The 22,348-nt window shown below is 68.3% G+C and carries 25 protein-coding genes; 7 read left to right on the top strand and 18 right to left on the bottom strand.

From position 1 onward, the window contains the following. The first annotated feature begins 23 nt into the window (after positions 1 to 23). Positions 24 to 590, top strand: coding sequence for a guanylate kinase (gene gmk, locus I1E95_RS03210; RefSeq protein ID WP_231594828.1), 567 nt, complete (start codon positions 24 to 26; stop codon positions 588 to 590). Between the two features lie 143 nt (positions 591 to 733). On the opposite strand, the gene psaJ is transcribed toward gmk, so the two are convergent. Together psaJ and I1E95_RS03200 are read right to left on the bottom strand one after the other, a co-directional pair. After that, positions 734 to 850: a photosystem I reaction center subunit IX gene (gene psaJ / locus I1E95_RS03205; RefSeq protein WP_185465876.1), complete on the bottom strand. Its 117-nt coding sequence runs from the start codon at positions 848 to 850 to the stop codon at positions 734 to 736. 103 nt (positions 851 to 953) lie between these two features. Beyond that, on the bottom strand, positions 954 to 1,433 hold the full coding sequence (locus I1E95_RS03200; RefSeq protein ID WP_197165423.1) for a Photosystem I reaction center subunit III: 480 nt from the start codon (positions 1,431 to 1,433) through the stop codon (positions 954 to 956). Between the two features lie 76 nt (positions 1,434 to 1,509). Here I1E95_RS03200 and tsaD point away from each other — a divergent pair, with 76 nt between their 5' ends. Continuing rightward, positions 1,510 to 2,565: a tRNA (adenosine(37)-N6)-threonylcarbamoyltransferase complex transferase subunit TsaD gene (gene tsaD, locus I1E95_RS03195; protein ID WP_197165422.1), complete on the top strand. Its 1,056-nt coding sequence runs from the start codon at positions 1,510 to 1,512 to the stop codon at positions 2,563 to 2,565. Between the two features lie 42 nt (positions 2,566 to 2,607). Further along, positions 2,608 to 2,790: a hypothetical protein gene (locus I1E95_RS03190; protein WP_006170318.1), complete on the top strand. Its 183-nt coding sequence runs from the start codon at positions 2,608 to 2,610 to the stop codon at positions 2,788 to 2,790. A 34-nt stretch (positions 2,791 to 2,824) separates the two neighbouring features. Here the strand turns inward: I1E95_RS03190 and I1E95_RS03185 are convergent, their stop codons facing one another. Beyond that, positions 2,825 to 3,997: a type IV pilus twitching motility protein PilT gene (locus I1E95_RS03185; protein WP_370594572.1), complete on the bottom strand. Its 1,173-nt coding sequence runs from the start codon at positions 3,995 to 3,997 to the stop codon at positions 2,825 to 2,827. Positions 3,998 to 4,136: 139 nt separating this feature from the next. Between I1E95_RS03185 and wecB the strand changes: the two genes are divergently transcribed. Continuing rightward, positions 4,137 to 5,261 (top strand): non-hydrolyzing UDP-N-acetylglucosamine 2-epimerase, encoded by a 1,125-nt coding sequence (gene wecB, locus I1E95_RS03180; protein WP_197165413.1) that lies wholly within the window; start codon positions 4,137 to 4,139, stop codon positions 5,259 to 5,261. Positions 5,262 to 5,280: 19 nt separating this feature from the next. On the opposite strand, the gene I1E95_RS03175 is transcribed toward wecB, so the two are convergent. Next, a complete protein-coding gene (locus I1E95_RS03175) occupies positions 5,281 to 6,474 on the bottom strand; it encodes an efflux RND transporter periplasmic adaptor subunit (protein WP_322782580.1) in 1,194 nt (397 codons plus the stop codon). Between the two features lie 104 nt (positions 6,475 to 6,578). Between I1E95_RS03175 and ychF the strand changes: the two genes are divergently transcribed. Next, a complete protein-coding gene (gene ychF, locus I1E95_RS03170; protein WP_197165411.1) occupies positions 6,579 to 7,670 on the top strand; it encodes a redox-regulated ATPase YchF in 1,092 nt (363 codons plus the stop codon). 132 nt (positions 7,671 to 7,802) lie between these two features. Here the strand turns inward: ychF and I1E95_RS03165 are convergent, their stop codons facing one another. After that, positions 7,803 to 8,627 (bottom strand): proteasome-type protease, encoded by an 825-nt coding sequence (locus tag I1E95_RS03165; RefSeq protein WP_231594826.1) that lies wholly within the window; start codon positions 8,625 to 8,627, stop codon positions 7,803 to 7,805. Positions 8,628 to 8,645: 18 nt separating this feature from the next. Here I1E95_RS03165 and I1E95_RS03160 point away from each other — a divergent pair, with 18 nt between their 5' ends. Beyond that, positions 8,646 to 8,882 carry a hypothetical protein gene (locus I1E95_RS03160; protein WP_197165409.1) on the top strand — a complete coding sequence of 79 codons (237 nt, stop codon included), beginning with the start codon at positions 8,646 to 8,648 and terminating at the stop codon, positions 8,880 to 8,882. Between the two features lie 17 nt (positions 8,883 to 8,899). Here the strand turns inward: I1E95_RS03160 and I1E95_RS03155 are convergent, their stop codons facing one another. Then, on the bottom strand, positions 8,900 to 10,075 hold the full coding sequence (locus I1E95_RS03155) for an MFS transporter (RefSeq protein ID WP_197165407.1): 1,176 nt from the start codon (positions 10,073 to 10,075) through the stop codon (positions 8,900 to 8,902). Positions 10,076 to 10,125: 50 nt separating this feature from the next. Between I1E95_RS03155 and I1E95_RS17185 the strand changes: the two genes are divergently transcribed. After that, positions 10,126 to 11,724, top strand: coding sequence for an alpha/beta fold hydrolase (locus I1E95_RS17185; RefSeq protein ID WP_304623249.1), 1,599 nt, complete (start codon positions 10,126 to 10,128; stop codon positions 11,722 to 11,724). A gap of 9 nt (positions 11,725 to 11,733) precedes the next feature. On the opposite strand, the gene I1E95_RS03145 is transcribed toward I1E95_RS17185, so the two are convergent. The 12 genes from I1E95_RS03145 to I1E95_RS03090 form a co-directional block, all read right to left on the bottom strand. Next, entirely contained in the window at positions 11,734 to 12,753 is a 1,020-nt protein-coding gene (locus tag I1E95_RS03145; RefSeq protein ID WP_197165403.1) for an ABC transporter permease, read from the bottom strand. Then, a complete protein-coding gene (locus I1E95_RS03140) occupies positions 12,750 to 14,345 on the bottom strand; it encodes an ABC transporter substrate-binding protein (RefSeq protein WP_197167050.1) in 1,596 nt (531 codons plus the stop codon). The genes I1E95_RS03145 and I1E95_RS03140 overlap by 4 nt, the downstream gene beginning before the upstream one ends. A 47-nt stretch (positions 14,346 to 14,392) precedes the next feature. Continuing rightward, positions 14,393 to 14,671, bottom strand: coding sequence for a hypothetical protein (locus I1E95_RS03135; RefSeq protein WP_231594825.1), 279 nt, complete (start codon positions 14,669 to 14,671; stop codon positions 14,393 to 14,395). Positions 14,672 to 14,970: 299 nt separating this feature from the next. Further along, positions 14,971 to 16,275 (bottom strand): homoserine dehydrogenase, encoded by a 1,305-nt coding sequence (locus I1E95_RS03130; RefSeq protein ID WP_197165402.1) that lies wholly within the window; start codon positions 16,273 to 16,275, stop codon positions 14,971 to 14,973. 34 nt (positions 16,276 to 16,309) lie between these two features. Beyond that, a complete protein-coding gene (locus tag I1E95_RS03125) occupies positions 16,310 to 16,729 on the bottom strand; it encodes a SufE family protein (protein WP_197165400.1) in 420 nt (139 codons plus the stop codon). 43 nt (positions 16,730 to 16,772) lie between these two features. Beyond that, complete coding sequence (locus tag I1E95_RS03120) at positions 16,773 to 17,300, bottom strand: hypothetical protein (protein WP_231594824.1); 528 nt, start codon at positions 17,298 to 17,300, stop codon at positions 16,773 to 16,775. 51 nt (positions 17,301 to 17,351) lie between these two features. Then, complete coding sequence (locus I1E95_RS03115; RefSeq protein ID WP_197165398.1) at positions 17,352 to 17,567, bottom strand: hypothetical protein; 216 nt, start codon at positions 17,565 to 17,567, stop codon at positions 17,352 to 17,354. A gap of 53 nt (positions 17,568 to 17,620) precedes the next feature. After that, on the bottom strand, positions 17,621 to 18,226 hold the full coding sequence (locus I1E95_RS03110; protein WP_197165396.1) for a 5-formyltetrahydrofolate cyclo-ligase: 606 nt from the start codon (positions 18,224 to 18,226) through the stop codon (positions 17,621 to 17,623). Continuing rightward, entirely contained in the window at positions 18,226 to 18,687 is a 462-nt protein-coding gene (gene ruvC, locus I1E95_RS03105; protein WP_197165394.1) for a crossover junction endodeoxyribonuclease RuvC, read from the bottom strand. Before ruvC ends, I1E95_RS03110 begins: the two co-directional genes overlap by 1 nt. 4 nt (positions 18,688 to 18,691) lie before the next feature. Continuing rightward, positions 18,692 to 19,777, bottom strand: coding sequence for a magnesium chelatase ATPase subunit I (bchI, locus tag I1E95_RS03100; protein WP_197165393.1), 1,086 nt, complete (start codon positions 19,775 to 19,777; stop codon positions 18,692 to 18,694). After that, positions 19,774 to 21,252 (bottom strand): DUF3370 domain-containing protein, encoded by a 1,479-nt coding sequence (locus I1E95_RS03095; RefSeq protein WP_197165391.1) that lies wholly within the window; start codon positions 21,250 to 21,252, stop codon positions 19,774 to 19,776. Before I1E95_RS03095 ends, bchI begins: the two co-directional genes overlap by 4 nt. A gap of 6 nt (positions 21,253 to 21,258) precedes the next feature. Further along, a complete protein-coding gene (locus I1E95_RS03090) occupies positions 21,259 to 22,347 on the bottom strand; it encodes a serine hydrolase (RefSeq protein WP_197165389.1) in 1,089 nt (362 codons plus the stop codon). Position 22,348 lies beyond the last annotated feature (1 nt).

The raw sequence follows: 22,348 nt of genomic DNA, 5'->3' as shown, positions 1-22,348 counted from the left end.
CTGCTGGCCAGCCGGAGACCTCCATGGGATCGCCTTCAATGCCAGGACGGCTCACCGTGATCAGCGGCCCCAGTGGTGTGGGCAAGGGCACCCTCGTGGCGGCTCTTCTGAAGCGTCACCCCGCGCTCTGGCTGTCGGTCTCGGCCACCACCCGGGCGCCCAGACCAGGTGAGATCGACGGGACCACCTATCGCTTTCTCGATCGCGGGCGCTTCGAGGCCCAGGTGCAGGCTGGTGGCTTCCTGGAGTGGGCCGAATTCGCCGGCAACCTGTACGGCACGCCGCGCGCCCCGGTGGAGGAGCATCTGGCCCAGGGACAATCGGTGGTGCTGGAGATCGAACTGGAGGGAGCCCGTCAGGTGCGGCGCAGTTTTCCAGCCGGGTTCCAGGTGTTCATCAAGCCCCCCAGCTTCGAGGAGCTGGAGAGGCGCATCCGTGGGAGGGGCACCGAGGGCGAGCAGGCCATCCAGCGGCGGCTCAGCCGTGCTCAACAGGAACTCGAGGCGGAGGCGGAATTCGATGCGGTGCTGGTGAACGGTGACCTGGATCAGGCGATCTGCAGCCTGGAAGGGTTGCTCAACCTCGCGTGATGCCGGTTGATCCAGGGGGAGGGTCTCTCGAGGGACAGGGCGGACGCGTTCGCCAACAAAAAACGGCCCTTTCGGGCCGCTCGATCATGGGTGTGGTCCGAGGCTCTGGCTCCGAGAGGGCCAGAACTGAGGAGGCTCTGGACTCAGAGGGGATGGAAGAGCAGGTCGGGGAAGAAGCGGTTGAACTCGATCATGATCCCGGCGGTGATCGTGAACCAGATGGCAGCGAACACCGGGGCGGTGGTCAGAAATTTCTTCATGGAGTCAACCCCTGGCGGGGCCGGGAGACGTTGGGGGAGGGGCTGGAGTTGAGGAAACCGGCCCGTGGTCATGGACCCGGGCCTGAGCTGAACCTTCAGATCCTCAGCGAGGCGAGATGGTGATCTTGGAGTCCGACTCCAGCAGCTTGCCGCTGGTGAACTCGCCGAAGGCGGCCAGGGGCCAGGTGGCGGCGGCCAGGGTGCTCTTGAGGGCGAGGGGCAGGTCGATCTGGATCTCACGCATGGTGGCGTCCTTGCTGCCGCGGATCGCCTGCAGGTAGGAGCGGCCAGCCCAGCCGATGCAGCCAGCGATGTAGAGGAAGGCGATGCCGGGGATCATGAAATCGCCCGCATGGCTCCAGCGGCCATCCACGATCAGGTGGGGCAGCCCATCAGGACCGCAGACGGCCTGGCTGTACATCTCGAAGCGTGCCTTGGCCTGCGGGGTGGCCGCGGAGCTGGCCCGCTGCTGGAAGCGTGAGCTCTCAGCACAGGGGGTGAGCCCGGCGACGTCGGCGTTGGCCACGGAGGCGAAGCCGAACAGCAGCAAGGCGGAAATCAGAACGGCGAAAAGACGGCGCATCGTGTCCGGTTCCGGGGAAAGCCCTGCCGGAAGGCAGGATGTCACACGCGGACAGTAGGGGACTTCCCTGGAGCCCATGCCCACCATTCTGGCCGTCGAAACAAGTTGTGACGAGTCCGCCGCCGCCGTTGTGCGTGATCGTCAGGTGCTCGCCAGTGCTGTGGCCTCCCAGGTCGAGGAGCATGCCCGCTGGGGAGGCGTGGTGCCTGAAATCGCCTCCAGGCGCCACGTGGAGGCCCTGCCCCAGCTGGTGGAGCGGGTGATGGCCGAATCGGACCTGGGGTATGCCGATCTCGACGGCATCGCCGCGACGGTGGCGCCGGGTCTGGTGGGGGCCCTGCTGGTGGGATCGGTCACCGGCCGGACCCTTGCCCGCCTGCACGACCTGCCCTTTCTGGGGGTGCACCATCTGGAGGGTCACCTCTGCTCGGTGCAACTGGGGGACCCTCTGCCAGCGGGTCCTTACCTGGTGCTGCTGGTCAGCGGCGGTCACACCGAGCTGGTGCGGGTGGAGGGGGTCGGGGCCTACCGGCGCCTCGGACGCAGCCATGACGACGCGGCCGGTGAGGCCTTCGACAAGGTGGCGCGGCTGATGGGACTGGGTTATCCCGGAGGCCCCGCCATCCAGGCGGCGGCAGCCGCCGGCGATCCAGAGCGCTTCCCCCTGCCCAAGGGCCGGGTGTCCAGGCCTGAGGGTGGCTTCCATCCCTACGACTTCAGCTTCAGTGGCCTGAAAACCGCGGTGCTGCGGCTGGTGCAGCGCCTGGAGCAGGAGCAGCAGCCGCTGCCGCTGGCCGACATCGCCGCCAGTTTCGAGCGGGTGGTGGTGGATGTGCTGGTGGATCGCAGCTGCCGTTGCGCCCTGGATCAGGGGCTGGACACCGTGGTGCTGGTGGGCGGGGTGGCGGCCAACCGCCGCCTGCGCCGGACCATGCAGGACCGTTGCGATGCCCTCGGTCTGCAGTGGCGTGTCGCTCCCCTGGCCTACTGCACGGACAACGCCGCGATGATCGGCGTGGCGGCCGCGGCTCGCCTGGCCGGCGGGGCCTGCAGCGACTGCGATCTGGGGGTTTTGGCAAGGCTGCCGCTCGAGCAGGCCGGCAGCCTTTACGAAACACGGTCAGGTCGTTAATCCCTTTAGAGTGATTTCAACTCTGTCTTGGGACGAGAACAGATGGCCCCTGCTGAGATCAGCGAGAACCGGCTCGAGCCCGTCGATGTCGATCCCCAGGAACTGAATGCCTGGCGCCGTGGCTTCACCCCCCAGGCGGAGATCTGGAACGGACGTCTGGCCATGCTGGGCCTGTCCCTGGGCCTGGCGAGTCTGCTGCTCATCCGCCTGGCCACTCGCTCCTGAGCTTCAAGCCATGGCGTCAGCTGAGCGGGCTGCGTCAGCTGATCCGGCCGCGCAACGTCTGGGCCAGTTCGTTCGGCTTGAGACTGTGGGAGAGGGCCTCCCGGGGGGCCACCGTCCCAGCCTCCACCAGGGCTGCAAGCGACTGATTGATGGTTTGCATCCCATCGAAGGCACTGCGCGCCATGATCTGCTCCACTTCATCGAGATCCCCCCGCTGGATGTAGTCGCGGCAGGCTTCGGTGTTGACCAGCAGATCGTGATAGGCGGTGCGCGTTCCATCCCGGGTGCGGATCAGCCCCTGGGAGATCACCGCCAGGAGGGATTCCGCCAGCTCCCGGCGCATCTGCTCCTTGCTCTGCGGATCGAACAGGCCCATCACCCGGTCCACCGAGCGCACCGCTGAATTGGTGTGGAGGGTGCCGAAGACCAGGTGGCCGGTCTGGGCTGCTTCGAGGGCGGTGGAGAGGGTGTCACGATCGCGGATCTCACCGATCAGGATCACATCGGGATCTTCCCGGAGAGCCGCACGCAACGCCGTGTGGAAGCGCTTGGTGTGATGTCCCACCTGCCGCTGACGGATCAGGCAGGTGCGGCTGGTGTGCACGAATTCCACCGGATCTTCGATCGTGATGACGTGCTTGGCGACGGTTCTGTTGATCCAGTCGATCATGGCCGCCAGGGTGGTGCTCTTGCCGCAGCCTGTTGGACCGGTCATCAGCACCAGCCCTTTCGGATAGGTGGCCAGCTCTTTCAGAACCGGCGGCATGGCCAGCTGATCCAGGCTCGGCACCTCCAGGGGGATCAACCTCAGCACCATGGCGGGCCCGCGCACGCTCTCCAGCAGGTTGATGCGGACTCGCGCAAAGGGAAAGGCGTGGGCCCCATCGAAGTCGAGGCACTGCTGGAAGTGATCCAGATCGCTGGCCGGGAGGATTTCCTCCAGCCAGCGCTGGAATTGCTCCCGATCGGTGATGGGCCAACCCGTGGGCAGGATGACTCCCTGGCCTCGGTAGCGAGGGGATTCACCGACCCCGAGATGCACATCGGAGTAGCCCCTGGCGTCGGCGATCGCCACGATCGCTTCCAGGCTGGACGGCAGATCGCCGAAGCTGGCTCGCCCCACTTCCGGCATGGAAGGCACGGAAGCTTCCGTCGAGGGTGCCGGCGGAGGTGGGGGAGGCCGCCTGACGGCAGTGGACTCGACCATGACCTGTGGGGCGCTGCTGCTCTCGAGCGGGTTCACGGTCCAGGGGCGTCCATCGCTCTCAGCATTGCTCGAAACTCAGCCCGTGTCACCAAGCGCCTCAGGGCCACTTCCCTAGGATCCCAGCCACCGCCTCGCCCCCTTGACCGCCACCGCACCGCTCGTGAGCATCGTGCTGGGCACCCGGCCTGAAGCGATCAAACTGGCACCGGTGATCCTGGCGTTCCAGCGTGATCCGGGCTTCCGCACCCGGGTGGTGCTCACCGGTCAGCACCGGGAGATGGTGGCTCAGGTGATGGATCTGTTCGGGCTCACCCCCGATCGCGACCTGGCCCTGATGACCCCGAAGCAGACCCTCACCCATGTCACCTGCGCGGCTCTCCAGGGCCTGCGTGAGGAGTTTCTGGAGCATCGCCCCGACCTGGTGCTGGTGCAGGGCGACACCACCACCGCCTTCGCTTCAGCCCTGGCCGCCTTCTATGAGCAGATCCCCGTGGGTCACGTGGAGGCGGGGCTGCGCACCGACAACCTGCTCGATCCCTTTCCGGAGGAGGCGAACCGTCGCCTGATCTCCCAGGTGGCCCTGCTGCACTTCGCCCCCACCACGGTCTCCGAGGCCAACCTGAAGGCCTCAGGTGTGGTGGGGGAGATCCTGGTCACAGGCAACACCGTGATCGATGCGCTGCTGCTGATGGCCGCTCAGGCCCCCCTGCCGCAGTTCCCCGGGCTCGACTGGGAGCGACAGCGGGTGATCCTGGCCACCGTTCACCGCCGCGAGAACTGGGGGGAGCGGCTCACCAGCATCGGCCAGGGGTTCCGTCAGCTGCTGGACAGCCATCCCGACACGGCGCTGCTGCTGCCCCTGCACCGCAACCCCACGGTCCGGGAGCCCCTGCAGGAGCTTCTGGGCGATCATCCCCGCGCCCATCTCTGCGAACCGCTCGACTACGACCAGCTGGTGGGGGCGATCCGGGGCTGCACTCTCCTGCTCTCCGATTCCGGTGGTCTGCAGGAGGAGGCACCGGCCCTGGGCAAGCCCGTGCTGGTGCTGCGGCGCACCACGGAAAGGCCGGAAGCGGTCACGGCTGGAACCGCGCGGCTGATCGGCACCGCCAGCGAGTCGATCGTGAACGAGGCCAGCCGCCTGCTCGAGGATCCCCAGGCCTACGAGGCCATGGCCCAGGCCCACAACCCCTTCGGCGATGGTCAGGCCAGCGGTCGGATCCTGGAGGCCAGCCGCCGTTTCCTCAGCGGAGGCCGGAGCTGATCGGTGGCCCCGGACGGATTCAGGACCCCCGTTTCTTCGCCCAGGGGGGCAGGTCGATGAACACACTTGTGCCCTCCTCGAGACCGGAGATGATCTGTGTGTTGCGGCCACTGCTCGAGCCCAGGGTCACCGGCTGAAAGCGGGGCTGGTTGTCCTTGCCCACCAGCAGGACGCCCGGCCGTCCTTCCTCCGTGACGACCGCCACCGTGGGCACCAGGGTCTGTGGGGGGAGGCTGCCGGTCTGAAAGTCGATGTCGGCCGTCATGCCGATGCGCAGCAGATTGTTGGGATCGCTGAGGCTGAGTTTCACCTCGAACGACGTGACGTTGTTGTTCTTCACCGCCCGCGGAGCCACCTTGACCACCCGGGCGGCGAATCGCTTGTCGGGAAAGGCATCCACCCGCACACTGGCGGTCTGGCCGACGCTGATCCGGCCGATGTCGTTCTCGGGCACCTTGGCGACCACCTCCAGCCCCTGGGCCAGCTCCACCACCGAGGAGCTGGATGCGCCGGCGTTCGCCGAGGCGGACGTGGTGGGAGTCACGAAGGCACCGGGATCGGCGAATCGCTGGGTGATCACCCCGTCGAAGGGAGCCCGGATCGTGAGCTCATCACGTTCCACCGTGCGCTGGTTGAATCGTTTGCGCGCCACGTCCAGTGAGGCCCGGGCCGTGAGGGCTCGGGTTCGGAAGGAGACGATGTCGTCTTCGCTGATGGCCCCCTCATCGAACAGCTTGAGACGGCGTTCGTAGTCGGAGCGGGCGCGGCTCTCCTCCGCCTCCGCAAGGCGCACCTGGGCCCCCAGTTCCAGCTCCCGCTGGCGCAGGTCACCACTGTCCATCAGGGCGATCGGCTGGCCCCTGGTCACCCGGTCGCCTTCATCCACGAACAGCGACTCCAGAACCCCGCCGCGCTTGGGGCTCACGTTGACGCTGCGGCCTGCCTCCAGCTCGCCGCTGGCGCTCACCACCCCCGGCAGGGAGCCGCGCTTGGCCACGACGGTGAAGTCAGCCAGGTTGCTGCGCTTGGCGGCCTGGCGCTGCCTCTGCCAGAGAGTCACGCCACCCACCACCAGCAGCAGGGCCGCGGCTCCGGCCGCCAGCCGCCGCCGCCAGCGGTGGCGGGGAGCCAGGCCTCCGACTCCGGTCGCCGTGGTCACGCCGGGAGACAGCGCAGCTTCCGGCAGCTTCGGGGCTGGGGGTTGTTCGAGCATCCGCGTGGCGATGGCCGTGCTCCGTTCACTGAGACCAGTCTTCCTGGTGGGGCTTCCAACTGTGGCCCCCAGTGTCTGGAGGACCCCCGTCTAGATTTCGCTCCATGCTCAAAGCCGGAATCGTGGGGCTGCCCAATGTGGGCAAATCCACCCTGTTCAACGCCCTGGTGGCCAACGCCCAGGCCCAGGCGGCCAATTTCCCCTTCTGCACGATCGAGCCGAATGTGGGCGTCGTGGCGGTACCCGATCCGCGGCTGAAGATGCTTTCGGATGTGTCCAGCTCCCGTGAGATCGTCCCCACCCGGGTGGAGTTCGTCGACATCGCCGGCCTGGTGAAAGGTGCCAGCCAGGGAGAGGGGCTGGGCAACAAGTTCCTCGCCAACATCCGCGAGGTCGACGCGATCGTGCACGTGGTGCGCTGCTTCGAGGACGATGACGTGATTCACGTGTCCGGGGCTGTGGATCCGGTGCGCGATGCCGAGGTGATCAATCTGGAGCTGGGGCTGGCGGATCTGGGCCAGATCGAGAAGCGCCGCGAGCGTTTGAAGAAGCAGGCGCGCACCAGCAAGGAGGCCCAGGCCGAGGATGCCGCCCTCGCGCGGATCCAGGCCGAGCTGGAGCAGGGCGGTGCCGCCCGCAACGTGGAGCTGAGCGAGGAGGAGGCGCCCATGCTCAGGCCCCTGGGGCTGCTCACCGCCAAGCCGATCATCTATGCCACCAACGTCTCGGAAGATGACCTCGCCGAGGGCAATCCCTTCTCCCGCGCCGTGGAGGAGCTGGCGCGCAGGGAAGGCGCCGAGGCCGTGCGCATCTCGGCCCAGGTGGAGGCGGAGCTGATCGAGCTGGGCGAGGCTGAGCGCGCCGATTACCTTGAGGGCCTCGGCGTGAGCGAGGGCGGGCTTCAGAGCCTGATCCACGCCACCTACCGCCTGCTGGGTCTGCGCACCTACTTCACAACCGGTGAGAAGGAAACCCGCGCCTGGACCATCACCGCCGGCATGACCGCCCCCCAGGCCGCCGGGGTGATCCACACCGATTTCGAGCGGGGGTTCATCCGCGCCCAGACCGTGGCCTATGCCCAGCTGGTGGAGGCCGGCTCCCTGCCCGAAGCCCGCAACCGCGGCTGGCTGCGCAGTGAGGGCAAGGAGTATGTGGTGCAGGAAGGCGACGTCATGGAGTTCCTGTTCAACGTCTGAGGGAACCATCCCCTCAGACGTTCACTCCGGGAGGGCTGCCCATGCTGCGACGGCCAGGGTCGGGCACAGGCGCTTCACGCCCACAACAGGCCCATCCCCGCTGGCCTGAATCGTTGCGTCTCAGGTCAGGGATCAGGACCATTCCAGTGCTGGAAGGTCCCGGAATGCCTGGCGGACGCCGGCGCTCCAGCCGGTGCTCAGGGCGGAGAAGTAGGGATCGCCTTCTTGGAAGCGGCGCCTTTGATGAATCGCCAGGCTGTCGCGCTCGTAGCAGATCAGGTCGATCGGCATCCCCACGGACAGATTGCTGCGCATGGTGGAATCGAAGGACACCAGCACACACTTGGTGGCGTCGGCCATCGTCGTGGCCGGGGTGATCACACGGTCGAGGATCGGTTTGCCGTATTTCGCCTCGCCGGTCTGCAGGAAGGGCGTGTCGTCGCCGGCTTCGATGAAGTTCCCTTCGGCGTAGATGCGGAACAGCCGCGGGGCTTCTCCCTTGATCTGGCCGCCCAGAATGAACGAGGCGTTGAATCTCACCGCACTGCCCTCGAGGAAGGGGGCATCGCGATGTTCGATCTCACGCATCACATCCGACACCAGCACGGCCACATCGAACAGGGTCTGGGCGGTCCACAGGGTCATGGCGCCATCGTCGCGGCTGGCCCGTTGCTTCAGCAGACTCACCACCGCCTGGGTGCCGGCCAGGCTGCCGGAACTGAGCAGCACGATCACCCGGTCCCCGGGCCGCTCGAAGGTGGTCATCTTGCAGAACCTGGCGAAATCATCGACACCGGCATTGGTGCGGGAGTCGGAGGCCATCACCAGGCCCTCGTCCAGCAGCAGGCCCACGCAATAGGTCACGGCCAGGTCATCACTCGGGGCGCTCCATTGTTGCGGCGGACCCGCTCCAGGGTCTGTGCCGGCGACGTCCCCGGCCAGGGGGGACAATGGCATCAGCTGCAGTGGCCGGTGATGCCCTCATCCCAGACGTCCCCCGCCAACGATCCGAACGCCGCTCCGAACGCCCCCGTTGATCCGGCCGCTCCGGCCGATCACCCCCACAACTTCGACGTTCAGAAGGAACTGCACCAGCGGATTCGCAATGATCCCGACTACGACGACTGGGAATACGGCACCGAGCCGCTCCCCCATGAATCCGAGGCCTGGATCCGTGCCCAGAAGGCCAGGGCCCAGGTCAAGGACTCCTGAGGGGGGAACGCCGTCGCTCAGGGCTGCGGTCGGGTCCGCCGTTGACCGGGGTGGGGATGGAAGCGGTTCAGCTGCCCCACCAGCAGCAGCCCCAGCAGACTCAGGAGTGTCATCAGCAGCCAGAGGCCGGCTCCATGCCGCTGGCTTTCCAGCAACCAGCCCCCGACCAGCGGGGCCACGAAGGAGCTGATCGCGAAGCACTGCGAGAACAGGGCCAGGGCCATCCCCTGGTGCGAGACCGGTGTGACCTCGATCACCGCTTCGCTGGCGGTGGGGAGGAAGGCCGCCGCCGCTGCCGCCAGGGGCACCTGGGCCAGCACCAGCAGGGAAAGGCTCTGCCAGCCCAGCGCGGAGAGGGCCAGCAACAGGCTGCCGAACGCAAAGCCCAGCAGGCTCCAGCCCAGCCCGAAGGACACCGGCCGCTCCCCCAGCCAGCGCCCCAGGGGCCACTGGAACAGCAGCAGCAGGCTGAGCTGGAGTCCCAGCAGCAGGGCTCCGAGGCTCTCGCTCAGCGGCGCACGCTCCAGACCGCCCCGCACCAGATCCAGAGGCAGGGCGCTCTGGAGCAGTGACACCATGCCCGTGGCCAGCAGCGTGACCCCCAGCAGGGGCAGCAGGGGTTTCACCCACTGGTGCCAGGGCAGGCGGCGATCCTGGTCGCCGGTGGGCGCCGCCAGGGGCAGGGGTGAGCGCAGCAGCAGGCTGATCACCACCGTCATGCAGACGATGTCCACCAGATAGATGCCGCGCAGGTGCCGGCTGCCCGCCATCAGGGCTCCCAGCAGCACCCCAAGGGCCACGCCGAGGGCATCACCGGTGCGCACCAGGGCATAGCCACGGCTGGTGGGCAGAGGCGGTGCGCTCAGGGGCACCGCCAGCTCGATGGCCGGCCAGTAGATCCCCATCGCTGTGCCCAGAAGCACTTGCCCCAGCACAAAGGCGGGGAAGGTTTCCGCAGTGAACAGTCGGCTGTCGGCCAGCACCGAGATCAGAGCCGCCAGCAGGACCGGCCGGGTGGTGCTGAGGCCACGGTCGAGCCACCAGCCGCTCAGCAGCCGCCCCAGGGTGCCGGCCAGTGCCGCGGCGGCCAGGCCCTGGCCCACTGCCAGGGCCGAGAACTGAGCCTGGTGGAACACCACCGGGGTGAGGTAGAGGATTCCCCCGGCCCCGAAGCTGCCCACCAGGCGGATCACGGTGAGTTCGCGCAGCGGCGCGGGAAACTGGAGCCACCAGATTGGTTGGCTTGCTCCTGCCTGCGGCTCTGTCACAACACGTCCGTCGGGGGCTGGCACTCCTGACCAGTCTGCTGGTGGGCTCGGTGGCTCCACGGCTGGTGGAGCCGGTCAGCGCGGCCGACCGGCTGGATGTGCAGCTCGATGGTCTCTCGCTGCCCCTCGATCTGCATCAGCTCGACGCCTGGAGCCGGGACCCGAAGGGCAGCCGCAATGAACTGGCCATCTGGCTCGAGCTGCTCGACCAGGGCAGCCGTGACGATCTGGTGACCCTGCTGCGATCACCCCTGTTGCCCGATCGGGGCTTCGCTCTGCAGTTGCTGCAGAGCTGGGCGGGGCGCCAGGTGCTGGAGGCGGTGGGAGAACTGTTCGCCGGAGGCAAGCCCGGCAGTGGCGTGCTGCTGCTCACCACCCTGCGGGAACGCCTGCAGCGGCCCGAGCCGATCCGGTTCGTGGACCTGCTGCTGGCGGTGCCCACCCCCCGGCTCACCCTTGATCTCGATGGGCTGCTGCAGCTGGCGGGGCTCTGGCGGCATCAGCTGGAGGAGCAGACCCTGGCGCTGGAGCGGTTGCGGGATCTGCCGCTGCGCAACCGGGAGGATTCGGAGACCAGTGCACGGCTGGCGGCGATTCAGCCTGACCCCAGGCCCAGGACCATCGCCCTGACGGTGGCCCACAGGTCAGCCCCCCTGGAGATTGAAGTGTGGCCGGCCGTCCCGCCACGCCAGGGCTCCTGGGTGGTGCTGATGCCGGGACTCGGGGGCAGCAGCGCCCAGCTCGGCTGGTTGGCCCGGGGCCTGGCGGCCCGTGGCTGGCCGGTGGTGCTGATCGAGCACCCCGGCAGCAACGAGACGGCGGTGCGCCAGATGCTTGACGGCCAGCGCCCCCCACCAGGGGCTGAAACCCTTCCCGATCGGCTGGCTGATGTCGAGGCGGTTCTGGCGGCGGAACGGCAGGGGCGGATCCCCCCTCTCGGCCACTCGGTGGTGCTGATGGGCCACTCCCTGGGAGGGCTTTCTGCGCTGCTGGCCAGCGGACTGCGCCCGGTCCCGGGGCTGGCTCGCCGCTGCGAGCGGGCTCTGGATGTGATCCCCCTGATCAACATCTCCAGGCTGCTGCAATGTCAGCTCCAGGAGGTGCCCCTGCCGGAGCCCGCAGGTGGCCCGCCAAGAGCCCTGGCCGCGGTGGTGAGCCTGAATGGCTTCGGCAGCCTGCTCTGGCCTGGCCGGGGTCTGGAGCATCTCAAGGCTCCGCTGCTGATCATCGGCGGCGGGCTGGATCTGGTCACCCCGCCGGTGAGCGAGCAGCTGGCGCTGTTCCTGCAGCACCGGGATCCTCGCAGCCGTCTGGTGATGGTGGACGGCGGGAGTCACTTTTCCGTGGTGCGCGTCAAGGAGCATGAGCAGGCTCTCTGGCGGCTCGGCGATGGTCTGGTGGGGATGGAGCCGGTGCGGGTCCAGGAGCTGCTGCTGAGCCTCACGTCCGATTTCCTGGCATCGGTGGACACGGCCATTCCGATGGCTCCGCAGCGGCGCAGCCGCGATGGCGTGACGGCCTACGTGCTCGATGGGCGCAGTGCCAGGCGATGGCGCGGCCGCATCGGCCCCTGAACGGGCTGCTCAGAAGCGGATGCGGGGATCCAGCACCGCCACCAGCATGTCCACCGTCACGCTCACCAGCACCACCAGGGCTGCCACCACCACCACGATCCCCTGCACGAGGGGGTAGTCGCGTTGCCCGATGGCCTCCTGCAGCCGGAAGGCGATCCCGGGCCAGGAATAGGTGACCTCGATCAGCAGAGCGCCGCCGATCAGCGAGGCCACGGTGATGCCGGTGATCGTGAGCACGGGCAGCAGCGCATTGGGGAGGGCATGGCGGAGCACCACCCGGGTTTCGCTGAGGCCGCGGCTGCGGGCCGCCTCCACGTAGTCGGAGCGCAGCACCCGCCGCAGGTTGAGCCGCAGGGCGTTGGCGAAGATGCCGCTGAGCAGCAGGCCGAGGGTGGCGGCGGGCAGCACCAGGTGCCGCAGGCTGCCAGCCAGCTGCTGGGGATTGGCGGCACGCAGACTGTCGAGCAGATAGAAGCCGGTGCCGCTGGGGGGCATCAGAGTGGCGGGGAAGCGCCCCCCCACCGGCAGCCAGCCCAGCCAGACGGCGAAGATCAGCTGGATGACCATCGCCGCCCAGAACGGCGGCAGGGCATAGGTGCCGATGCCGTAGAGGCGTCCGGCCAGGTCGAGCCTGCCCTCCGGGCGGGCGATGCCGCTAAAGCCCACCGCCAGCCCGAGAACCGCGGCGATCAGCAGCGCGCACAGCCCCAGCTCCAGGCTGGCGGGCAGGCTCTGGCGGATCACCTCCAGCACCGGGGTCTGGTTGGTGAGCGATTCCCCCAGATTGCCCCTGAGCAGATCAGCCAGGAAGTGACCGTACTGGGCGGGCAGGGGCTGGTCGAGGCCCAGCTGCTGGCGAAGGGCCTGCCGCGCCGCCTCCGGTGCCCGGGTGCCCAGCAGGGCGTCGATGGGATCCCCAGGGGCCAGCCGCAGCAGCAGAAACACCAGGGTGGCGATCAGCCAGAGCATCACAGGGGCCAGCAGCAGCCGGCTGCCCAGGTAGCCCAGCAACTGGCGGCGGCGGCTCATGGCGCAGGCCTCGAAGCGCTCGAAGCCGCAGGCCGCTGCTGGAGCCGGCTGAGCACGACGCGGCCGGAACCATCGAACTGCGGAGTGCTCAGCCCAGCCTGGGCCCAGGCCCTGGGCGCCACCAGCCAGACCGGGATGTAGGGGGCCGCGGCGGCGGTGTCCCGCTGCAGACGCTGGAGGAGCCTGATCCTCTCGGCCCCCTCCAGGCTCTGGCTCAGAAGCAGCTCCTCGTTCAGGCCAGGGCGGGTCCAGAAGCTGCCGCTGGAGGCACTGGGCCCTTCCAGACAGCGATGACCCACGGCCTTGTCACAACCCAGGAGCGGCTGCAGATAGTTGTCGGCGTCGGGGTAGTCGCCCATCCACTCCAGCAGGATCGAGGCGAAAGCTCCCTCGCCGAGCTGACGGTAGGCCGTGGTGGATTCCATCCCGTTCACCTCCAGGACGATGCAGTCCCCCAGATCCCGGCGCAGCTGTTCCTTCCAGATCAGGGCGAACAGCTTGTCGGCGGGGATGTTGGAGCGGAAGGTGAAGGGCAGGTTCAGCGTCCGGCCCCGGCAGTAGCCGGCCTGTTCGAAGAGTCGCCGGGCCTCCGCCGGGTCGTAGGCCGGCCAGGCCGTCGGTTCGGAGCCGCTCAGGCTGGGGGGCACCAGATCCCGCAGCGGCGGCCGCAGGCCATGGGTGACCCGCTGGCTGATCAGGTCGTGGTCGAGGCTGTGGGCAATGGCACGGCGCACCACGGGGTTCTTCAGGGGCGGCTGGTCGCTGAGCAGGGTCAGGTAGCCGATCTCAAGCGCGGGACCCACCCCTTCCAGGAGGCGGCCCTTCTGGGCGTCCTGGTGCAGCGAGAGCTGCTGGTCTCCCTCCAGGCTGGTGGAGAGCAGCACATCCACCTCGCCGCTGCGCAGAGCCCCGTAGAGAGCGGTGGAGTTGCTGAGGTTGACCAGGTCGAGACCGCTGTTGGCGGGACGCTCCCCCCAGTAGTCGGTGAAGGGCTCCAGCCGCTGCTGCTGGTCGGCGAAGAAGGTGAGCCTGTAGGGGCCTGTTCCCACGAAGCGGTCGTTGAGAAAGCGCTTGCCGTGACTTCGGTAGGCGGTGGGGGAGAGGGGGGTGAGACTGACGGCGCTCAGCAGCTGGGGCAGGGCGCTGAAGGGACGCCGCAGCCTCAGTTCCAGCTCATGGCTGCCGCTGGCGCGCACGGAAACGATGCGATCCCCCAGCAGGTAGCTCAGCTTGCCGATGGCCAGAAAGCGCTCCAGGGTGAACACCATGGCGGCGGCATCGAAGCGGGTGCCGTCGTGGAAGCGCACCCCACGCCTCAGCGGCACCCAGGCGGTGAGGCGATCAGGACTCATCCTCGGCAGAGCCGTCGCCAGACGGGGCTGCAGCTCCCCCCTGGCATTGATGGCGTAGAGGGGATCACCGACCGCGCTGATCAGCTGCAGGGCCCCGAAGCTGTAGGTGGCCGCCGGGTCTACTGAGTCGATCCTCGTGCGGCTGCCCACCACAAGCCTCCCCCCCGGACGTTGGGGCTGGCAGCCCAGCAGCAGCACCACCAGGGCGGCCAGCAGGGAGACCGAACGCAGCGGCTTCAGGCCAGGCAAAGCGTGCAGGATGCTCCCGGGTGCTCAGAAGCCCCCATTCAAGACCGAGACGGGCAGCTCCGGGACTGGGGAAGGTGATGAAGCTCCACCTGGCGGATCGACACCTCGAACACCGGAGAGCCGTGCCGTGCCAGGGGCCAGCGCCGCACCCAGCAGCGGTCACGGAGGGCATCCACACCGATCACCTGATACACCGTGTCCTGAGTCTGAGCGGTCTCGCCGATGGTCCAGGTGGAGGAACTCTCGCCGCCAGGGAGACCGGCGCTGATGGCCAGATCGGTGGCAAGGTACACGCAGTCACCCTGATGAAGGGTCATGACGGTCGCGGGGTGGTGGGACGAACAGCTGCCCTGATCAGGGCTGGCAGGGAAAGCGGTCAGGGCTCGGTACCGGGAAGCGGTGAGGAGAGGTGATGGGGAACGTCCGTGATGGATTCAGGGTTTCGCAGGGACGGCTGAGCTGGCGTTCAGGCTGAACAACTGGAGGGGACCGATGAGGGCGTCCGCATCCGCGTGAAATTTGCGGAATGTTTCCATCTTGACTCTGCCCGCCCCCTGCCCGTCAACCATCGCGGCATGAGCACTCGTTCTCGACACCAGCAGGACTGCTGATGACCTCAGAGGGTGCGCAGGCATGCCGCCACGCTCTGGACTTCGCAGAGGGCCCTGATTGCGGCGAGTGCCGCCTGAAATCGGGCCTCCTCCACTTCGTGGGTGATGACCACGATTTCGGCCTGGCCGCCGCTGGCCTCCAGCTGCACGATCGACTGGATCGACACTTCCTCCTGACCGAAGCAGCTGCCGATCCGACCGATCACCCCGGCCTGGTCGTTGGTCTGCAGGCGCACGTAGTTGCGGTGGCTGGTGCGGGAGCTCTCCACCAGACGGCAGCGGCGCCAGCGGCTGGCCGCCAGCAGGGGATCCAGCCCGCCGCCGGAGCCGCCCACCTGGCGGATGCCGGCGATGTTGAGGATGTCGGCCACCACGGCCGAGGCGGTAGGCCCTGCCCCTGCCCCGGGACCGTAGAACATCACCCTCCCCACGGGATCTCCCTCGACCAGGATCGCGTTGTTGACCCCATTGACCACCGCCAGGGGATGATCGGCGGGCACCAGCGTCGGGTGCACCCGGACATCAAGGCATTCTTCGCCGTTGGCCTCTGTGCCCAGGTGCTGAGCCACGGCCAGCAGCTTCACCCGGTAGCCCAGCTGGCTGGCGTAGCCCACATCCCGCGCCTGAAGCTCACTGATGCCGGCGGTGGGAATCAATGAACGCTCCACGGAGCCGCCATAGGCCAGGCCGGCGAGGATCGCGATCTTGTCGGCGGCGTCATGCCCCTCGACATCGGCGGCGGGGTCAGCCTCGGCGTAACCCAGGCTCTGGGCCTCCGCCAGAACCTCGGCGTAGGCGGCCCCCTCATCCGTCATGCGGGTGAGGATGTAATTGGTGGTGCCGTTGATGATGCCGCTCACCCGCTGGATGCGGTTGCCCCCCAGGGATTGCTTGAGGGGCTCGATGATGGGAATGCCGCCTCCCACCGCTGCTTCGATCAGCACGTAAACCCCCTGGCGGGCGGCGGCATCGGCAATCTCCTCTCCATGGCGGGCGATCACCGCCTTGTTGGCCGTCACCACCGACTTGCCGGCGGCAATGGCCGCGAGGATCAGCGTGCGGGCAGGCTCCAGCCCGCCCATCACCTCCACGACGATCTCCACCGAGGGGTCGTTCACCACCTCGGCCGGGTCGGTGCAGAGCAACTCAGGAGCCAGGGTCACGGGCCGGGGCCGGTTCGGATCGCGTACGGCGATGCGCCGCAGCTCAAGCTCCGCCACCAGTGGATGGCGACCGGCCGGGGAGGTGAGGATCTCGGCGACACCGGCTCCCACCGTGCCCAGACCGAGCAAGCCGATGCCGATGGTCATGCCGATTGCGCCGCGAAACTGATGATCCTAGAAATCATTCCGCTGCCAGGCTCCTGGCCTGGGCCTGCATCATCTTGAGGATGTTCAGGAATCCATTGGCACGGGAGGGGGTGAGGCTCGCCTGCAGGCCCGTCTCGGCCAGAAAACCGGGGTCGAGCTCAGCAGCCTGGTCTGGCGAGAGTCCCTCCAGCCCAGCGATCAGAAGGGCCAGCAACCCCTTGGTGATCTGAGCATCCGAATCCCCTCGCCAGTGGAGCTTGCCATCGATCAGCTGCCCCACCACGTACACCTGCGAGACACAGCCCTTCACCTTGAACACCTCCTGACGGAATTCGTCGGGCAGCGGTTCGAGTTTCTTGGCCAGCCAGAGCACGTACTCGTAGCGGCGTCTGGGGTCACTGGTGCCCCGCAGGCGCTCCACGATCGCGTCGAGGCTTTCGCTGCCGGTGCTCATGAAGGGGGTCAGGGCGGAAGTGGCCCCAGTGTGGCGCTTGCCTTCAGCCGCGGCGGCGCCGCTGCACCGCCAGACCACCCACCAGAGCGCCCAGTCCGGTGATGCCGCCGATCAGCAGCATCGAGCCGTGCCGATGGGCCAGGTCCTGTGTGGGCTTCAGCCACTGACCGGAGCTGGAGCTGCTCACACGATCGAGCTGTGCCTGGCCCGAATGGGTGGGCAGCTCGAGAAAGTCACGGTGTCCGGGGCCCCCATCCACCTGCAGCTCCCAGTCTCCTTCGGCGCCCTTGGGCATGTTGAAACTGAGGCGCCCCTGGGCATCGATCCGACCCACCTCCAGGGGCTGGCCGCCATTGGGAGGCACCAGCCTCACCATGGCGCCCTTCACGGGCTCACCATTGGAGAAGCGGCTTTCGAGCATCAGCCCATCCCTCAGGGATTCCAGCCGATCCAGGCTTGATTCGATCGCATGGGCCTCGACCCTGCCTGGAGCTGCGACAAGCCCAACCAGGGTTCCCAGGACTGGGAGGGAGAGCAGGCTGCAGAGCCGTGCGAAGCGTGAAGTCGTCATCGGCAGAGCGTGGTCGCGTCCGAAAGGACAGGAGGCCAGGTTAGGGCGCCCTCAGGAGGCTGACCAGCGGCTGCCGGCGGCCTGGCCTTTGCCGGCCTGAACCATGCGGACCATGGAGCTGACCATCATCGAGAGGGCTTCACTCGGCTGAGAGCGGTGGCCAAGCTCCGCAGCCATCACCCGCTCGGGCACCGTGCCGGACCCGATCGCGGGGGCACCGACCCGCCGGGCGGGTGATGGGCGGGAGTGATCGAGGCTGAGATCCAAGGAAACACGGGGTCGCACCCGGGGATCCTGGCAAAGGATCGGCGCGGGGAGCATCACGCCGAGTCCCTCTCAACAGGTTGCAACCATTCGATCCCCCCGTCGCTGAGCCAGCCGTCGAACGGCACATCCCACGGATCCACCGGCAACCGCTCCACGGCGCAGGCGGCGGGAGCCACGATCAGGGCCGGCACCGATCGCCAGCGGGGATCGGCCCGCAACCTGTCGAACCAGCCGCCGCCATAGCCGAGCCGGAAGCCGCGGCGGTCGAACGCGAGGGCCGGCACCAGCAGCAGGCCGAGCGACGCAGCCGGCAGCGGCGTCCCGGCTGGCCCCGGCGCCGGCACCCCCGCCGCATCGGGCCGGAGTGGATCGCCGGGCCGCCAGATCTCGTAGCCGAGCCTGGCCTCTCCTGCCGGAGCCCGGATGGCGGGCAGGGCCAGCCGGGCTGGAAGGACCCCGGCCAGGTCCCGCAGATCCGGCTCACCGGCCAGGGGCCAGTAGAGCCCAAGCCGTTGATCTGCCCCGATCAGGGGGGGCACAGCACTGAGGGCCTGCTCCAGCAGCCGCCTCCGCTGCGCCTCCGGCTGAGCAGCCCGTCGCTGGCGGAAGTGTCGGCGCCAGAGAGCTTTGGGGTCGGCCGGCCCCGGTTCACCCGCCATCAGCGCTGAAACCAGCCGGTGAGGGCCACGGCCAGGGCATCGGCGGCGTCATCGGGGCGGGGGGGATGGGCCAGGTCCAGTTCCCGCATCACGGCATCAAGCACGTCGTTCTTGTCGGCATGACCGGAGCCCGTGAGCGCCAGCTTGATCTGCATCGGCGGGAACTCCACCACCGGCACCCGCAGCCGGGCCAGCGTCATCATCACCACCCCCCGGGCCTGCACGACGGAGATGGTGGTGCTGGAGCGGTAGAAGAAGAATTTCTCGACGGAGGCCAGCTCGGGGCCCCAGCGGCGCACCAGCCAGCGCAGGTCGCGGGCGATCTCCACCAGTCGCTCCCCCTCCGGTGTGCCGGCCTCGGTGCGAATCATTCCGCAGTCCAGCAGCCGCTGGGGCGGACCGGTCTCGATCAGGCCATAGCCGACACGGGCCAGGCCTGGATCGATGCCGAGGATGCGCAAGGCTTCAGGCCGCCAGGGACAGCTGGAAGGCGTCGCGGGAGGTGTCCGCCATCTCGAAGATCTTGCAGAACACCTTGATCACACGATCACCGGAATCGATCTGCTCAAGCGGATCCTTGCGAAGCCGGTGGCGCAGGCAGCAGGCCACCACCCGGGCCACGTCGTCGTCGGTCACTTCGGTACGTCCTTCGAAGGCGGCCAGGGCCCGGGCCGCCCGGTTGGTGACGATGTCGCCGCGCAGGCCGTCCACATCCAGCTCACCGCAGACCGCCGAGATGCGGATGCGCAGATCAGGATCGATCAGCACCTCGGGGAGCCGCTGCTGGGCGTCCACCACCCGCTGCTGCAGCGCCTGCTGCGCGCTCAGGTGGTGGCTGTTGAAGCCGTCGGGATCGCTGTCGTAGCCGGTGCGCTGGTCCACCACCTGCACGCGCAGCTCCGGATCGCGAACCGTGCGCACCTCCACGCTCATGCCGAAGCGATCGAGCAGCTGGGGCCTCAGTTCTCCTTCCTCGGGGTTGCCCGAGCCGATCAGCACGAAGCGCGCCGGGTGACGCACCGAGACCCCCTCCCGCTCCACCGTGTTCCACCCGGAAGCGGCCGAATCCAGCAGCACGTCCACCAGATGGTCGTCGAGCAGGTTCACCTCATCGACGTAGAGCAGGCCGCGGTTGGCCTTGGCCAGCAGACCCGGCTCGAAGGCCCGCACCCCTTCGCTCAGAGCCTTCTCGATGTCGATCGTTCCGCAGAGGCGGTCTTCGGTGGCACCGAGGGGAAGGTCGACCATCGGGACCTGGCGCGCTTCCACCGGCAGTGCTTCGCCGCTCTCCACCCGCTGGCGCACTTCGGCGCTCTGCAGGTCGGGGTCGCTGGGGGAACTGTTGTAAGGATCTCCGGCAACGACCTCGATCTCCGGCAGCAGATCCGCGAGGGCGCGGATCGTGGTGGATTTCCCCGTGCCCCGGTCGCCCATGATCATCACCCCGCCGATGCGGGGATCGATCACGTTCAACAACAGGGCGAGCTTCATCTCCTCCTGGCCGACGATGGCGGTGAAGGGGAACGCCCTGCGTTTGCGGGTCTGACTCACGGACGGGGGGCCGGCACGGATTCGGATTGTTTCACAGCTGCCTGTGGGAGCACCGGAGCGGGCAGCAGGCTCAGCACCTGGGGGGGCGTGGCGTCGGCGGGGTAGATCAGCCGCACCCTCACCTGCCGTTGCTGGCCTGGGGCCAGGCTGATGCGCCCGAGGCTGGGGCCCTTCTCACCCTGGCGCTGCACCAGATGGAACCAGCGACGTCCGGCTGGACGGCCTTCCGGGCCATCCAGCCCGCTCACCTCCACCGTGCCGCGAAAGACCACCGCCCTGGGCGGGGTGAGGTTGAAGCGCAGACCGCCTTCGGGTCTGTCGGTTTTGCGCGGGGATTCCAGGGCCAGATCGAGGGCCACTGGGGTCTTGGTGTCGTTCACCAGGGGCAGGGTCAGGTCGTATTCCACGCCGTAGTTTCCGTGCGCGGCCCAGGCGGTGCCCGGGTAGAAAGCCTGCAGTTCGGCGGTCTGCACCTGGCCGCTGCCCAGGCTGCCCCGCTCCAGCGAGGCGATCGGCCAGGACCCCGGTGCACTGCGCACGGAGAGTGACCTCGTGCCGGGATCGGTGAGCCGTGCGCTCCAGCGGCTGCCCGTCTGCACGCCGCTCACCCGCGAGTAGATGATGCCCCCGGGCTGCCCCCTGGGTGTGGGCACGTGCTCCTTGGCGCTGAGTCCGGCGCGCAGCAGGCGGCTCCAGACCTCCGCTTCCGGTGGCTGCTCGCCTCCGAAGGCGGCCAGGGTGGCCAACTCCACGGGACCGTCACTCTCCAGCCGCAGCTGCAGGTTGCGGCCGTTGAGCAGAGGATCGAGCCCCTTCACGGGAATCGGCAGGGCCAGCAGGGTGGTGAGCTGACCCGCAGACAGGGTCCACTCCTGGGGAATCCCACTGCCGCGGCGGTTCTGCAGCAGTTCGGCCGCCACCCGTGACCCTGGGCCGGCGAACACCGATGTGCCGTCGTGGGTCATCAGGGGCGGCAGCGGCAGGAAGGGAGCCGCCGGCTGGCTCGGATCGCTCGACTGGGACAGGGCCGTGGATCCGCTCAGCACCCGAAGCCGCACCGGCTTGCTGTTCACCGGAGCGGCCACCACCCCCAGCCAGAGCACCGAGTCGAGGGTTTCCGGCCGGCCGGCATAGACGTGGTGGCTGAACAGATCGAAGCGTCCCTGCAGAGGAACGTTCAGGTGGGCCTCAGGGGTGGAGAACGGCTGGCCCGCGAGCGTTCCGCGGCCGTTGAAGGTGGAGAGCAGGATGCCGGGCTGGATGATCAGCTCGGGGTTGTTGTCGTTGATCACCGCCACGCGGTCGAGTCCGCCACTGAGGGGACGCACCTGCTGGGTCCTGAACTCGGTGCTCGGGGCGACGGCCGGGGCCGGAGCAGGGGCCGGAGCCGGGGCCGGGACAGCCGCAGCCGTGGCGCCCAGCTGGGCTACGGCTGCGGTGAGCAGCAGGCCGGCGGCCATGGTCAGGACGGGCATCACACCTCAGCGCGGTTGGGGAGAGGACTCGCTGCGACCCACGAGGGTTTCGCTCACGGCCGCGGCCATGGCCCGGATCAGATCGGTGGAGCGGGGGTCGTTGAACGGGCCTTTCACCATGAACCCTGCCACGGCTCTCTTGCCGTTGGGGAGTTCGATCAGCCCGGCGTCGGCATAGGCGATGCCGATGTCGCCGGTTTTGTTGAGCACGGTCAGTCCCCGGGCCATCAGCTCGCTGTCGGGGTCGCTGGAGTTGCCCCCCAGGCCCTTGAGCAACCCTGCGGGCAGAAGGGTGTTGGTGCGGGAGGTGGCCATGATCGTGCGGAAATGGTCGCGGGCTCGCGGGCTGAGCTTCTCGCCGATGTCCACCAGGGCGATCGAGCGGGCCAGGTCGCGGGGGCTGGTGGTGTTGGTGCCCTCGAGGTCGGGCAGCCAGTTGTTGACCACCGTGGCGGGCAGGCCCAGGGCCTGGAAGTGGGCATTGGTGGCGGCCTTGCCACCGAGGCGCTTGATCAGCAGGTTCGTGGCGCTGTTGTCACTCACCCGGATCATCTCGGTGGCGGCCTCATAGAACGGGAAGCGGGTGCCCAGCGGACGGCTGGCCATCCAGCCGGCTCCGCCTCCCACCACCTCCTTGGTCAGCGGCAGCGGTTCGTTCCAGCGCAGCTTGCCGGCGTCCAGGTCGTCGAGGGCCGCCAACAGGATCGGGGTCTTGATCGAGCTCGCGGCGGGCAGGGGTGTGTCGGGATTGAGCTGGGCGAAACGGCCGTCATCCAGCACCAGCAGGAAGCCGCCCACCTTGAGATCCTTCTGCTCGGCGGCAAGGGCCTTCCAGCGCTGGCTGAGCTTGGTGAGTTCCACCCTGGACTCGAAGCGCCCCAGGGCCAGGCCTCCCTTGGGGGTTGGCACCGGTGAGCTGGCGCTGCTGGCCTTGGGGGCGTCCATCGCGCCCTGGGCGAGTTTCGGGGCGAGTTGTTTCAAGGCGGTGCCGGTGAGCACCCCGAGGCCAAGGCCCATCACCAGCAGGCGCAGGACGAGGGCGAGGGGCTGGAACCAGCCGGGGGATCCGGAACGGGGGGGACGGCCCGTACGCACG

The sequence above is a fragment of the Synechococcus sp. CBW1107 genome (genome assembly GCF_015841355.1).
Classification (GTDB): Bacteria; Cyanobacteriota; Cyanobacteriia; order PCC-6307; family Cyanobiaceae; genus Regnicoccus_A.
The sequence above is the reverse complement of the archived record's forward strand: the minus strand, read 5'-3'. Positions and strand labels throughout refer to the sequence as shown.